The sequence below is a fragment of the Pseudomonas sp. Root569 genome, assembly GCF_001427465.1.
GTDB classification, from domain to species: Bacteria; Pseudomonadota; Gammaproteobacteria; order Pseudomonadales; family Pseudomonadaceae; genus Aquipseudomonas; species Aquipseudomonas synxantha.
This window is the reverse complement of record NZ_LMGQ01000009.1, coordinates 90,879-104,529: the sequence shown is the minus strand read 5'-3', so window position 1 is coordinate 104,529 and position 13,651 is coordinate 90,879. Positions and strand designations below refer to the sequence as shown.

The following is a 13,651-nucleotide window of genomic DNA, read 5'->3' as shown; positions in this document are numbered from 1 at the left end:
CATTCGGCATACAGAGGCCGAGTTAAAACAATAAGAATGAAAGGTACTTCCCCATGCCTAGCGAACCCACTGGCTCTTCCGTCGACTTCGAAAAAGTCGGCACCGAATACTTCCAACAACGCGAACTGAAAAAAGGCGCCGCCGGCTGGGTACTGTTAGTCGGTCTCGGTGTCGCCTACGTTATCTCCGGCGATTACGCCGGCTGGAACTTCGGCCTGGCCCAGGGTGGCTGGGGCGGCATGTTCCTCGCCACCTTGCTGATGGCGACGATGTACCTGTGCATGTGCTTTTCGCTTGCAGAACTGTCGTCCATGATCCCCACCGCTGGCGGTGGCTACGGTTTTGCCCGCAGCGCCTTTGGCCCTTGGGGTGGGTTTCTCACGGGCACCGCGATCCTCATCGAATACGCCATCGCCCCTGCGGCCATCGCGGTATTTATCGGCGCCTATTGCGAGTCACTGTTCGGCATTGGCGGCTGGATGATCTACCTGGCGTTCTACATCATCTTTATCGGCATCCACATCTTTGGTGTGGGCGAAGCCTTGAAACTGATGTTCGTGATCACCGCCGTCGCCGCAATTGCCCTGGGCGTATTCCTGGTGTCGATGGTGCCGCACTTCAACGTCGCCAACCTGCTGGACATTCCGGTGACCGAAGCCAAGGGCGCCAGCAGCTTCCTACCGTTCGGCTACGTCGGCGTGTGGGCGGCGATCCCTTATGCCATCTGGTTTTTCCTCGCGGTGGAAGGCGTTCCATTGGCCGCCGAAGAAACCAAGAACCCGAAACGCGACCTGCCCCGCGGCCTGATCGGCGCCATTGTGGTGCTGACCAGTTTTGCCCTGCTGATTCTGGTGATCGCGCCGGGCGGTGCGGGCACTTACGCGCTGATCAAATCCGGCAACCCGCTGGTTGAAGCGCTGGCGTTGTCCTACGGCGGTTCGACCTGGATGGGCAGCTTCGTCAACCTGGTAGGTTTGGCCGGCTTGATCGCGAGCTTTTTCTCGATCATCTACGCCTATTCGCGGCAGATCTTTGCCTTGTCTCGCGCTGGCTACCTGCCGCGCAAACTGTCCGAGACCAACAAGAGCAAGGCGCCGGTGCTGGCGTTGGTGATCCCCGGGATTATCGGTTTTGGCCTGTCGCTAACCGGCCAGGGTGACTTGCTGATTTTGGTGGCGGTGTTTGGCGCGACGATTTCCTACGTGCTGATGATGGCCGCGCACATCACCCTGCGCATCCGTCGCCCCAAAATGGACCGACCGTACCGCACGCCGGGCGGCATCTTCACTTCGGGCGTGGCGCTGGTACTGGCCTGCGTGGCCGTGGTGGCGGGCTTCCTGGTAGATCCACGAGTGGTGATTGGCGCCGCGGTCATCTATGGAGTATTAATTGCTTACTTTGCTTTCTACAGCCGGCATCACTTGGTAGCAGGCACGCCGGAAGAGGAATTCGCGGCGATCCAGGCCGCAGAGGCCGCCTTGCACTGATTGCCGAAAACCTCGACGCGGGCGCTTTCTCTAGGTTTTGCCCGCGTCATTCAGGAGACACTGTATGGCAAGCTTTTCCCACGCGGTGGGTGCCCTCACCTACCGCTTCGACGACCTCAAGGACGTGATGGCCAAGGCCAGCCCCGCCCGCTCCGGGGACTTCCTCGCTGGTGTCGCCGCCCAAAACGACGGCGAACGGGTGGCAGCGCAGATGGCGCTGGCGAATATCCCGCTCAAGCACTTCCTGCAGGAGGTGCTGATCCCCTATGAAAGCGATGAAGTCACCCGGCTGATCATCGACACCCACGATAAACAGGCGTTTGCGCCGGTCAGCCACCTCACCGTCGGCGGCCTGCGCGACTGGCTACTTAGTGATGCCGCCGATGAACACGCCCTGCGTGCATTGGCGCCAGGGCTGACCCCGGAAATGGCCGCCGCCGTGTCCAAGATCATGCGTGTGCAGGACCTGGTGCTGGTGGCGCAAAAGATCCGCGTGGTTACCCAGTTTCGCGGCACCATGGGATTGCGCGGGCGCCTGTCCACACGCTTGCAGCCCAACCACCCCACCGATGAACCGGCAGGCATCGCCGCGAGTATTCTCGACGGCCTGCTCTACGGCAACGGCGACGCCATGATCGGCATCAACCCGGCCACCGACAGCATCGCCTCGATCTGCGCCATGCTGGAGATGCTTGACGCGATCATCCAGCGCTACGAAATTCCCACCCAGGCTTGCGTGCTGACTCACGTCACCACCTCCATCGAGGCGATCAACCGTGGCGTGCCCCTGGACCTGGTGTTCCAGTCGATTGCCGGCACCGAGGCGGCCAACGCCAGTTTCGGCATCAGCCTGAGCGTGCTGCAGGAAGGTTACGACGCCGGCCTGAGCCTCAAGCGCGGCACCCTGGGGCAGAACCTGATGTACTTCGAAACCGGCCAGGGCAGCGCCTTGTCGGCCAATGCGCATTTTGGCGTCGACCAGCAAACCTGTGAAACCCGCGCCTACGCCGTGGCGCGGCACTTCAAGCCATTTTTGGTGAACACCGTGGTCGGCTTTATCGGCCCGGAGTACCTGTACAACGGCAAGCAGATCATCCGTGCCGGCCTCGAAGACCACTTTTGCGGCAAGCTGCTCGGCGTGCCCATGGGTTGCGATATCTGCTACACCAACCACGCAGAAGCCGACCAGGACGACATGGACACCCTGCTGACCCTGCTGGGTGTGGCCGGTATCAACTTCATCATGGGCATTCCCGGCTCCGACGACATCATGCTCAACTACCAGACCACCTCGTTCCACGACGCCCTGTACGCCCGCCAGACCTTGGGTTTAAAGCCGGCGCCGGAATTTGAACAGTGGCTGGCAAAAATGGGCATCTTCACGCAAGAAGGCGGCAAGGTGCACTTTGGCAACAGCCTGCCACCGGCGTTTCGCCACGCCTTGGCGCAATTGGGATGAAGGAGCCGACCGTGCAACCAGAACTGCCTGACAACCCCTGGCTGGAACTGCGCCGCTTGACGCCGGCGCGCATCGCATTGGGCCGCACTGGCACCAGTATTCCTACCAGCGCCCAGCTGGATTTCCAGTTCGCCCACGCCCAGGCGCGGGATGCGGTTCACCTGCCCTTCGATCACGCCGGGCTCAGCAGCCAGTTTGCCGAACGCGGCCGCGACAGCCTGCTGCTGCACAGCGCCGCCCCCGACCGGCACATCTACCTGCAACGCCCGGACCTTGGGCGGCGCTTGAGCGATGAGTCGGCCCAGACCTTGCGCGACTACGCCTTGGCACATCCCGGTGGGGTGGACTTGGCGATTGTGGTGGCCGATGGTCTGTCGGCGCTGGCGGTGCATAAACATACCGCGCCATTTCTGGCACGCCTGGAAGAACAGACCCACGCCGAAGGCTGGTCCTTGTCACCGGTAATTCTGGTGGAACAAGGCCGCGTGGCGGTGGCCGACGAGATCGGGCAACTGCTCGGGGCCAAGATGGTGGTGATCCTCATCGGCGAACGCCCGGGGCTCAGCTCGCCGGACAGCCTGGGCCTGTATTTCACCTACAACCCCAAGGTCGGCCTCACCGACGCCTATCGCAACTGCATCTCCAATGTGCGGCTGGAAGGCTTGAGTTATGGCATGGCGGCCCATCGTCTGCTGTACCTGATGCGCGAGGCGTGTCGCCGGCAGTTGTCGGGGGTCAATCTCAAGGACGAGGCGCAGGTTCAGACCCTCGAATCCGACGATCCGGACCTGATGAAGGGCAATTTCCTGCTCAGCCCACCGGCTGATCGATAGCAGCACGATTGCGCTTTTTTGTCGCATTAGGCAGCATCAAGCCACGGCCGCTCGCGTGATCATACCCCATTAGGAAGTTGAGGCCTGGCATGCGGATTACTCAAGCGACCCTGGAACACCTGGACCTGTTGACCCCGCTATTCGTCAAATACCGCGAGTTCTATGGTGCCTTGCCGTTCCCGGACTCATCCCGGGCCTTCCTGGAAAAGCGCCTGCGACGCAAGGAGTCAGTCATCTACCTCGCCCTGGCTGATGATGATGACAAGCGGCTGCTGGGGTTCTGCCAGTTGTATCCGAGCTTTTCCTCGTTATCGCTCAAACGAGTGTGGATCCTCAACGACATCTACGTGGCCGAGGATGCGCGTCGGCAACTGGTGGCCGACAACCTGATGCGCACCGCCAAAAAGATGGCCAAGGAAACCCATGCCGTACGCTTGCGGGTCTCCACCAGCAGCGACAATGACGTGGCGCAGAAGACCTATGAATCCATCGGTTTTCGTGAAGACACCGAATTCAAGAACTACGTACTGCCGATCAACGAAGACTGATCCCCCCCCCAAAACACCTCAGATCCACTGTGGGAGGGGGCTTGCCCCCGATTACAGTGGGTCAGGCGCAGATTGGTTACCTGACACCCCGCCATCGGGAGCAAGCCCCCTCCCACAAAAAACCAAGCCCAACCGCTTCACACTTTCACGACACTCCCCGCTACAAAAGCCACACGCTTTTCACCATTCAATCCGTATAATGCCGACCTTTCAGGGCCGTAAGAACCGCGACAACTATTTGTAGCCTTATTGCCCGAGCTTCCGCACAGGCCTGCTGAGCCGGGCCGTTCACACAGGTGCCATCCATGGATTTCAACCCGCTCGACCTTATCCTGCATCTCGACGTCTACCTCGACATGCTGGTAACCAATTACGGTCCGTGGATCTACGCCATTCTGTTCCTGGTTATTTTTTGCGAAACCGGCCTGGTGGTCATGCCCTTCCTGCCGGGTGATTCCCTGCTGTTTATCGCCGGTGCCGTAGCAGCCGGTGGCGGCATGGACCCAGTACTGCTGGCCGGCCTGTTGATGCTGGCGGCGATCCTCGGTGACAGCACCAACTACGTCATAGGCCGAACGGTCGGCGAGCGCTTGTTCAGCAACCCGAACTCCAAGATCTTCCGTCGCGACTACCTGCAAAAAACCCACGATTTCTACGATAAGCACGGCGGCAAGACCGTAACCCTGGCGCGCTTCCTGCCGATCCTGCGGACCTTCGCACCGTTCGTCGCCGGCATCGCCAAAATGCCCTATCCGCGCTTCTTCGGTTTCAGCGTACTGGGCACCATCCTCTGGGTCGGCGGCCTGGTGACTCTGGGCTACTTCTTCGGCAACGTGCCGTTTATCAAGAAAAACCTCTCGCTGCTGGTGGTGTTCATCATCCTGCTGTCGCTGGTGCCGATGATCATTGGCGTGGTGCGCAGCCGCTTTGGCCGCACCTCCTCCGAAGCCAACCCGCACTGACCGGCAATGTGGTCCCTCAGCGCCTGGCGTCGCCGGCGCCTGCTGGCCAAGCACCCGATTGCCGATGACACCTGGCAGCGGGTGCGCCAGCACCTGACCTTCCTCGACGGCATCAGCGCCGAGCAAGACCAGTGGCTGCGCGAAGCCTGCGTGGTCTTCCTCGCCGAAAAACACCTCACCGCCCTGCCCGGCGTCGAACTGCACCAGGAACAACGCCTGCTGCTCGCCGCCCAGGCACAGCTGCCACTGATGAACCTCGGCGATCTCGACTGGTACCAGGGCTTTCATGAAATCGTGCTATACCCCGACGACTTCCTCAGCCCGCAACGCCATCGCGACGCCAGCGGCGTCGAGCACGAGTGGGACGGTGAACACAGCGGCGAAGCCTGGCAACAAGGCCCGGTCATCCTGGCCTGGCCCGGCGTACTCGCCAGCGGTCAATGGGAAGGCTACAACCTGGTCATCCACGAACTGGCCCACAAGCTGGACATGCTCAACGGCGACGCCAACGGCCTGCCGCCCCTGCACCACGACATGCGCGTGCAGGAATGGGCCAGCGTGATGCAAAGCGCCTTCGATGACCTCAACCGCCAACTCGACGCCAACCCGGACGCCGAGACAGAAATAGACCCCTACGCCGCGGAAAACCCGGCGGAATTCTTTGCCGTTACCAGCGAGTATTTCTTCAGTGCCCCGGATTTGCTGGCCGACAGTTATCCACAGGTGTACGCCCAACTCAGCCGCTTTTACCGCCAGGATCCCCTGGCGCGCCTGACCCAACTGCAAGCCCACGACCCGCGCTACCAGCCACACGGCGAATGACCGTACGACGCTTGGCGCATGGCATCGGCGTCAGAATATGCCTATAATCGCCGCCACTTTTAGGCCAATCCGGCCATGTCATATGGCCAACTACGGGGGCAACGCCCAATGAGCTACAGCAAGATTCCGGCTGGCAAAGACCTGCCGAACGACATCTACGTCGCGATCGAAATTCCGGCCAACCACGCGCCGATCAAATACGAAATCGACAAAGACAGCGACTGCCTGTTCGTTGACCGTTTCATGGCCACCCCGATGTTCTACCCGGCCAACTACGGTTTCATCCCCAACACCCTGGCTGACGACGGCGACCCCCTCGACGTGCTGGTAGTGACCCCTTACCCGGTTACCCCAGGCTCGGTCATCCGCGCACGCCCAGTCGGCATCCTGAACATGACCGACGACGGCGGCGGCGATGCCAAAGTCATCGCAGTGCCACACGACAAGCTGTCCCAGTTGTACGTGGACGTGAAGGAATACACCGACCTGCCGCCACTGCTGCTGGAACAGATCAAGCACTTCTTCGAGAACTACAAAGACCTCGAAAAAGGCAAATGGGTGAAGATCGACGGTTGGGGCAACGCAGAAGCCGCCCGCGCCGAGATCATGAAGTCGGTTGCCGCCTACAAAGGCTGATACCCGCGCTTCATTGCCACGGCAAATAAAAAAGCCCCGTTAATTCGGGGCTTTTTTATGGGCAAGATTAAACATCAAGTTCAATGTTTATTTAATCGTGTTTAACTAAGCGCCCCACCTGAAAAACCAAGCCACAACTAAGCCAAATCCTACATATGCAATTCAACGCATGGTTTATTTGATTAGTTTTTCCGGCCAGTAAACTCTGCGTTTATGAATACATCAGGTGATCGTTTAAAAGCGCTACTTCGGGAAGTTCATCTTTCCGCCTCCGACTTTGCCAAGAACCGCGGCGTCACGCCTCAACACGTGAACAACTGGTTCAAGCGCGGAGTTCCCATGGGCCGACTCAACGAGATCGCAGAACTGCTCTGCGTCTCCAGTCGCTGGCTGCACGACGGCCGAGGCCCCAAACATCCGCCTGCCAACTACCTGTTGGAAGGCCCCACCGCAAGGATTGCAGCCACCCGCGAAGACACTGGCAAATACCTCACAGGCCCCGCCTGCCGCCCGGAAAAAACCGACGTGGAGATCGCCCTCCACCCCACATTCACCTCAACCGAATGCATCCGAATCTCGCTGCACACCCTCGAAACCCTCAACGTCAAACCCGACCGCGCGGTAGGTGCCTACATGGTCGACAACAGCATGATCGACATCATCCAACAAGGCGCCACCCTCGGTATCGACCGAGGCCGCACCCAAATCATCGACGGCGAAATCTACGCCGTCGAACACGACGGCATGCTACGCATCAAATACCTCTACAACCGCCCCGGGGGCGGCCTGCGCATGCGCAGCCACAACGCCGCCGAACACCCGGACGAATATCTGAACCACGAAGAACGCTTCGAACAATGCTTCAAGATCGTCGGCTGGGTATTCTGGTGGTCCACCCTCAACAACCGCCGCCCACCCGTGCCGCTGGATGAACACCTGCTGGGTTGGGAAGGCTCTAAATCGGAACCGGAGGTGGGCAATTGAGGTGAATGTGGGTAGAATGCGCCGCACATTTGGCAGGGGGATGGCTTAGCTATTTGACCTGCTTGGCGATGCGGAGGAGTTCCCGCTGATGCCCCTACTATTCAGCCCGACGCAATGTGGGCTGAGCGATTTGAAGGCTGCTGAGGTTTGTCAAAAACAAGCTGAGGCAGTCCCCGAGAAGCCGGCCACAAGCCGGCTTTTTAATATCTGTCAATAAATCCCCTGTTGGCCTACTCCCCCTCAAGCTCATTGGACCTTTCCTTCCCACGCACCGCCTCCAGCCTTAAGCGCAAAAAGCCCACCCCCCGCAAAGAAACCTCTTACAATCCCTCTCTCAATTTTCCAACATGCGTCAGATCCGTTAACCACCAATCGAGAGGCGGGCCTGTGATCAAAACAGACAGCACACCCGAACAACTGGTGAACGTCGAAAACCTGTCCATTCGCCTGCAACGTTTTGCTGATGATCGCGACTGGCACCAGTTCCATTCGCCCAAGAATTTGCTTTTGGCCCTCACCGGCGAGGTTGGCGAGCTTTGCGAAGTCTTTCAATGGATGAGCGAGACCGACTCGATTGCAGCAGCGAAGCGTCCGGAAACTGCCCAAGCGGTGAAAGATGAACTGGCTGATGTCCTGATGTACCTGGTCCGTTTAGCCAGCGTGTTAGGCGTCGACCTCGACGAAGCTACCCGGGACAAGCTTGCCCTTAACGCTTCGAAGTACCCCGTCGATAAAGCCAGAAGCACCAGCAAAAAATACGACCAACTCTGATACCCCACGCGCTAAGGACTTCTCGTGATCGTTTACGCTGCGACCAAACAGCAATTCCTCAAAGACAACGATAACGACGATATCGAAGAAGTCATTCTCAGGCACTACAAGGAAGCCACGGGGAAAAGAGTTGGGGCGTCGGAGATCAAATCCTGGCAGGGCTCGCTGACGTACATGGCAAAGGTGCTCCGAGATGAAGGGCTGCCGAATGACGCCGGCTTGGCTATCGAGTTGCATATCCCACAGTCTTCGAAGCGTATTGATTTCTTGCTGACTGGGAGGGATGCGAATCAGGGTAAAAATGCTGTCCTGATCGAGTTGAAGCAATGGAGCAAATCAACTGCAACGTCCAAGGACGCGATAGTCAAAACTGCGCTAGGCGGCGGGCTAGTGGAAACTATCCATCCGTCCTACCAAGTCTGGTCATACGCCGCATTGCTCGAAGGCTTTAACGAAGCCGTCTATGACAAAAGCATCGAGGTTCGACCCTGCGCTTATCTTCACAACTATGTCAGCGATGGGGTTATAAATTCTGCGCATTACCATGCATATATCAGCAAAGCTCCACTGTTCCTCAAAGGGCCGGATGAGCTTGAAAAACTGCGTACGTTTCTCAAGACCCACATCCTTCATGGCGATAACAAAGAAATTCTCTATGAGCTTTCCAATGGAAAAATTCGCCCGTCGAAAGCACTAGCTGATGCACTTAAAGGACTTCTGAAGGGCCAGCCGGAATTCATACTGATCGACGATCAAAAGGCGACGTTTGAATCCGCACTGGCGGCGGCGAGCGCTGCCTCGGAAGCGGCGCCGAAGGTGATTATCATTGAGGGCGGCCCTGGTACGGGTAAAACCGTGCTGGCGATCAACTTGCTCGTGAAGCTTACGAGCCAGGGATTATTGAGCAAGTACGTCTCAAAAAATGCCGCGCCGCGAAAGGTGTATGAGAGCAAATTGGTGGGAACGGTCAAGCGTAGCCACTTCTCCAATCTTTTTTCTGGCTCAGGCGCTTTCATTGATACCGAACCCAACACCTTTGATGCGCTCATCGTAGACGAAGCTCACCGTCTTAACGAAAAAAGCGGGCTTTACGGCAATTTGGGTGAGAACCAAATCAAGGAACTGATCGAGTCGGCCAAATGTTCAATCTTCTTTATCGACGAAGATCAGCGCGTCACGTTGAATGACATAGGCAGCAAGCAAGCCGTACGTGCTTTTGCGAAAGCCAAAGGCGCGGAGGTAGAGGAATATACGTTGTCCTCGCAGTTCCGTTGCAGCGGGTCTGACGGTTATCTGGCTTGGCTCGATGACGTACTGGAGATACGCGCAACCGCCAATCCGCTGCTCGACAATAGCGAATACGAGTTCAAAATCTTTGACAGCCCTCAAGCCATGCATATGGCTATCGAACAAAAAAACCAAGGTAACAAAGCCCGGGTTGTTGCCGGTTACTGCTGGCCGTGGCGCAGCAAGAAAGATGCTCGAGAATCCGACATCGTCATCGGCGACGACTACGAACGCCAATGGAACCTTGATCAGGACGGCAGTTTGTGGATCATCGCGGAGAATTCAGTTGATCAGGTCGGGTGTATTCATACATGCCAAGGCCTGGAAGTCGATTATATCGGCGTCATCATCGGGCCCGATCTCATCGTGCGGAATGGGCGCGTTCTTACCTCTGCCCTTGAGCGAGATAAAAACGACAAGTCCATTCGCGGCTGGAAGAAAATGATGAAGGAGCAACCCGATCTGGCAAAGCAGGAAACGGACTTGATCATCAAGAACACCTATCGAACGCTGATGACCAGGGGAATGAAGGGTTGCTACCTCTACTGCACCGACCCAGAAACCGCGCAGTACTTTGCGAGCCGGCTTGACGATCACGCGAACGCTAAATGACCTGCTGGTGCTTGCCTCAATAAGGTTGAGACAAGCACCCTCACATTACTTGGACTGCAAACAGTCCACAGCCCGGTCCGTCACCATCTTCGCCATCTCCACCAAATGCATCACCGCTCTCTGTGGCGCGGCCAGCGGCTCCCCATGCACCTTCGACGTCGCCACCGCACAGTGCAGCAACTCCGCCACACGCACCCAAGCATCCTCAAAGCTCAGATCTTCATTAACGACAAATGGGTAGGTCACACTCGATGATGACGAATCGGAAACAACGTTATCCATAGCAAAACTCCAATCGATGATTTGAAGCTGCCATCTACGCGACTAAACGAAAGGCGGCAGCTGTACGCAGGTTAGTCGACCGGTCGATTGGTAACCCGGCGCACCCGAAGGTGCCCTGCGCACAGCCACCATAAGATGCAGGCGAAGGGGTGCCTGACTCATGAGTTGCTTATGCGCCAATCGAAGCTGGGCGACTAAACCCGATCACTGAATTAGCAGTGACGATCCGCAGCTTAGTCACAGAGTTTCGCCGGCGCAAGCGGCTGGAATTCTCTAGGAAATGTCCCGCAAATGAAAGGGATCAAACCTGCTGGCTACTCAAAATCAGGCAATTCATTCGCGTTATGCGCAGCAGTACGGGGCCCCCAATCGCTCGTTCATTATTGTCTGCTTTAAGTTGACAGTAAGACTCCTACCACCCGATTTATCCCCGGTCACCCACCCATTAATCTGTGCCCATGTTGAACGCAACGCCCAACCAACCTAACAAAAAAGGATTCAATCATGAGCGCTCCAACCTACAACCGCTTGAACAAAGACGACGCCATTGTTCTGCTGGTCGACCACCAGACCGGCCTGATCTCCCTGGTGCAGGACTTCTCCCCCAACGAGTTCAAGAACAACGTGCTGGCCCTGGCGGACCTGGCCAAGTTCTTCAACTTGCCAACCATCCTCACCACCAGTTTCGAGCAAGGCCCTAACGGGCCGCTGGTGCCAGAGTTGAAGGAAATGTTTCCGGACGCGCCGTATATCGCTCGCCCTGGTCAGATCAACGCGTGGGACAACGAGGATTTCGTCAAGGCGATCAAGGCCACGGGGCGTAAGCAGATCATCATTGCCGGTGTGGTAACCGATGTGTGCGTGGCGTTCCCGACCTTGTCGGCGCTGGCGGAAGGGTTTGAGGTGTTTGTGGTGACGGATGCGTCTGGCACCTTCAATACCACGGTGCAGCAGGCGGCGTGGAGCCGGATGACGCAGGCCGGTGCGCAGTTGATGAACTGGTTCTCGGTGGCGTGTGAGTTGCACCGCGACTGGCGCAACGATATCGAAGGGCTGGGGAATCTGTTGTCCCAGCGGATTCCTAACTATCGCAATTTGATGAATGGGTATGCGGCGCTGACTGCCCAGTCTAAGTAAGTAATCATGCTGTATAACAAGCCTGCTTGTGAGAAGCAGGCTTTTTCATACCACGGCTTACCCAGCCAGCAATTGCCCAACCACCGCCTCCAGTTTCGCCACTGCTTCTACTCGCTTCGCAGTAGATATCCGCCTGACGTTATGCAGCTTCCATTGCACCGCAGGCAACTCTTCGATCCCAGGCAAATTCAACTTCGCCCAATCAGGCTCTCCTTGTTTTAGCGAGATCAGAAAGGCGGCATCCTGCTCGCAGAATTGTTGCTGGATCGCAGCCAGCAAAGCCTCTCTAGTCACCTCTAATTCTTCAAGAGTGACCGGTGCTCGCGTCATGCCAGCAAATTCAGCCTGAAACATATCCGCCAGTGGCTTCCACCGTGGAGCAAGCAGCTCAGCCATGGGCCGCCCATGACTGATCAAATATACCAAGAAGCCTTCAAAAATTTCGCGTGTCAGCCCTTCTTCTCGAAGCATCACCATCACGTCGAAAAGGTCTCTTGGATGTTGCCGATCCAGTGCAGCGCAAATTTTACCGCCGTAGAGGTCGGGCAAGGACACCACCGCTATCGAGGCGAACCCAAACTCATCCTCGACCAACGGCACTACGTCACGCTCCAGGGGCTGCAGGGCAGTCCCGCGCAGCACAGGCGAAACCTCAATTTTAATTTGGGCCTGAGCGTTTCTTACGAGAATCCGAAGCTCATCCTCTCGATTTGCTTGAACGGTCGCAATGCCCAAAGGGAGGCCTCGTGCTATGGCACCGGCAATGCGCTCCAACGCCTGACGAACGTCGGCCAATGCCTGCTTGCGGGCAGAGTTGGGCAGATACGCCAGGTCTATATCTACCGACAACCGAGGCAAGTCCCGCACAAACAGGTTAATGGCGGTCCCCCCTTTCAGTGCGAAACATCGTTCTGCCGCTACGTAAGGAATGACCTGCACGAGCAGACGAACCTGAGCGGCATAACGTGGTTCAAGTGGCATTGGCAAAACGCTCCGGAACGGTAATGAGGAACTCTTTATCGAGTCGACCGCCCCGGATGATTTGCCGCTTGCCCTTACCCATGTCGATGCTGGAACGATCTATACGCCCATACCACGCATGGTTCGCATTACGTGCCAGCAAAAGGAACACGCGTTTGACGCGGATCGAGTTGCACGCTTCAAGCAGCTTTTGCAGGCGTTTGGGACTGAGTGTGGCCAGACCGCTCAATACATCGGCCACACCGCTGAACAGCATTTCATCGTCGCTTTGATGGATAAGCTCAAGCACCGCACGCTCCGGGGTGGAGATTTTTAGCGCAAATTGACGGTAAGGCACTTGGAAAACTTGTAACGCCATATCTTCCAGTTCCGCAAAGAGTGCGCCTCGGTAGAAATTTACTTGGGCCTCCCATTCGTGCTTGCGGAACCAGCCTGGTAGAAGGGCTTCTGGTGTGCCGAATAGATCGACTGTCTGCTTTCCGAAGGTCAGGTAGTGGCTGTAACCGGCCAGGCTCAACGCCGTCGCACCACCCGGCCAAATCTGCACCGTTGCGTCTTGTTGCAATGCGAAGACACCGCCGTGCCAGCCAAGATCGTCGCCGCTGCGTTTCCACGCACCATGCCCCACACGCTCTACCCAGCCCGTGTGCTGATACTTTTGGATGAGGCTCGGCCCAACACCGTTCTCGTGCAGCCACACTTGAGTAGCAATGGAGCCCGATGGCCATTTCGCGAGAAGGTGGTTTATTTTCATGATAAATATCACCCTATAAGTATATTTATATTAAAAATATTAAACCACGAGAAAGTTGGATGTGACTATCCTTGCGAAGCTTTTGATTGCAACTGT

General features: G+C 57.3%; 14 protein-coding genes. 11 read left to right on the top strand and 3 right to left on the bottom strand.

The window, feature by feature from the left end; all coding sequences use genetic code 11:
• The first annotated feature begins 53 nt into the window (after window positions 1–53).
• The 10 genes from eat (at window position 54) to ASD70_RS10270 (ending at window position 10,401) form a co-directional block, all read left to right on the top strand.
• A complete protein-coding gene (gene eat / locus ASD70_RS10315) occupies window positions 54–1,487 on the top strand; it encodes an ethanolamine permease (RefSeq protein ID WP_046069706.1) in 1,434 nt (477 codons plus the stop codon).
• Between the two features lie 64 nt (window positions 1,488–1,551).
• The gene (locus ASD70_RS10310) at window positions 1,552–2,946 is read left to right on the top strand and encodes an ethanolamine ammonia-lyase subunit EutB (RefSeq protein WP_046069707.1); all 1,395 of its coding nucleotides are present in this window, start codon (window positions 1,552–1,554) and stop codon (window positions 2,944–2,946) included.
• Window positions 2,943–3,779 carry an ethanolamine ammonia-lyase subunit EutC gene (gene eutC / locus ASD70_RS10305; RefSeq protein ID WP_046069708.1) on the top strand — a complete coding sequence of 279 codons (837 nt, stop codon included), beginning with the start codon at window positions 2,943–2,945 and terminating at the stop codon, window positions 3,777–3,779. The genes ASD70_RS10310 and eutC overlap by 4 nt, the downstream gene beginning before the upstream one ends.
• An 89-nt stretch (window positions 3,780–3,868) precedes the next feature.
• A complete protein-coding gene (locus ASD70_RS10300) occupies window positions 3,869–4,327 on the top strand; it encodes a GNAT family N-acetyltransferase (protein WP_056846361.1) in 459 nt (152 codons plus the stop codon).
• Between the two features lie 305 nt (window positions 4,328–4,632).
• A complete protein-coding gene (locus ASD70_RS10295; RefSeq protein ID WP_046069710.1) occupies window positions 4,633–5,289 on the top strand; it encodes a DedA family protein in 657 nt (218 codons plus the stop codon).
• Between the two features lie 6 nt (window positions 5,290–5,295).
• The gene (locus ASD70_RS10290; protein ID WP_056846360.1) at window positions 5,296–6,111 is read left to right on the top strand and encodes a zinc-dependent peptidase; all 816 of its coding nucleotides are present in this window, start codon (window positions 5,296–5,298) and stop codon (window positions 6,109–6,111) included.
• Window positions 6,112–6,219: 108 nt separating this feature from the next.
• Window positions 6,220–6,747 carry an inorganic diphosphatase gene (gene ppa / locus ASD70_RS10285; RefSeq protein ID WP_005791810.1) on the top strand — a complete coding sequence of 176 codons (528 nt, stop codon included), beginning with the start codon at window positions 6,220–6,222 and terminating at the stop codon, window positions 6,745–6,747.
• A gap of 213 nt (window positions 6,748–6,960) precedes the next feature.
• Complete coding sequence (locus ASD70_RS10280) at window positions 6,961–7,731, top strand: LexA family transcriptional regulator (RefSeq protein ID WP_082561423.1); 771 nt, start codon at window positions 6,961–6,963, stop codon at window positions 7,729–7,731.
• Window positions 7,732–8,118: 387 nt separating this feature from the next.
• Window positions 8,119–8,502: a nucleotide pyrophosphohydrolase gene (locus tag ASD70_RS10275; protein ID WP_056846358.1), complete on the top strand. Its 384-nt coding sequence runs from the start codon at window positions 8,119–8,121 to the stop codon at window positions 8,500–8,502.
• 24 nt (window positions 8,503–8,526) lie between these two features.
• The gene (locus ASD70_RS10270; RefSeq protein ID WP_056846357.1) at window positions 8,527–10,401 is read left to right on the top strand and encodes a DUF2075 domain-containing protein; all 1,875 of its coding nucleotides are present in this window, start codon (window positions 8,527–8,529) and stop codon (window positions 10,399–10,401) included.
• 45 nt (window positions 10,402–10,446) lie between these two features.
• Here ASD70_RS10270 and ASD70_RS10265 read toward each other — a convergent pair whose 3' ends face one another.
• Window positions 10,447–10,683, bottom strand: coding sequence for a hypothetical protein (locus ASD70_RS10265; protein WP_056846356.1), 237 nt, complete (start codon window positions 10,681–10,683; stop codon window positions 10,447–10,449).
• Window positions 10,684–11,187: 504 nt separating this feature from the next.
• On the opposite strand from ASD70_RS10265, the gene ycaC reads away from it, so the two are divergent.
• On the top strand, window positions 11,188–11,820 hold the full coding sequence (ycaC, locus tag ASD70_RS10260; RefSeq protein ID WP_046069715.1) for an isochorismate family cysteine hydrolase YcaC: 633 nt from the start codon (window positions 11,188–11,190) through the stop codon (window positions 11,818–11,820).
• Window positions 11,821–11,877: 57 nt separating this feature from the next.
• On the opposite strand, the gene ASD70_RS10255 is transcribed toward ycaC, so the two are convergent.
• Together ASD70_RS10255 and ASD70_RS10250 are read right to left on the bottom strand one after the other, a co-directional pair.
• Window positions 11,878–12,801 carry a nucleotidyl transferase AbiEii/AbiGii toxin family protein gene (locus tag ASD70_RS10255; protein ID WP_056846355.1) on the bottom strand — a complete coding sequence of 308 codons (924 nt, stop codon included), beginning with the start codon at window positions 12,799–12,801 and terminating at the stop codon, window positions 11,878–11,880.
• Entirely contained in the window at window positions 12,791–13,555 is a 765-nt protein-coding gene (locus ASD70_RS10250; RefSeq protein ID WP_068965510.1) for a type IV toxin-antitoxin system AbiEi family antitoxin, read from the bottom strand. Before ASD70_RS10250 ends, ASD70_RS10255 begins: the two co-directional genes overlap by 11 nt.
• Window positions 13,556–13,651 lie beyond the last annotated feature (96 nt).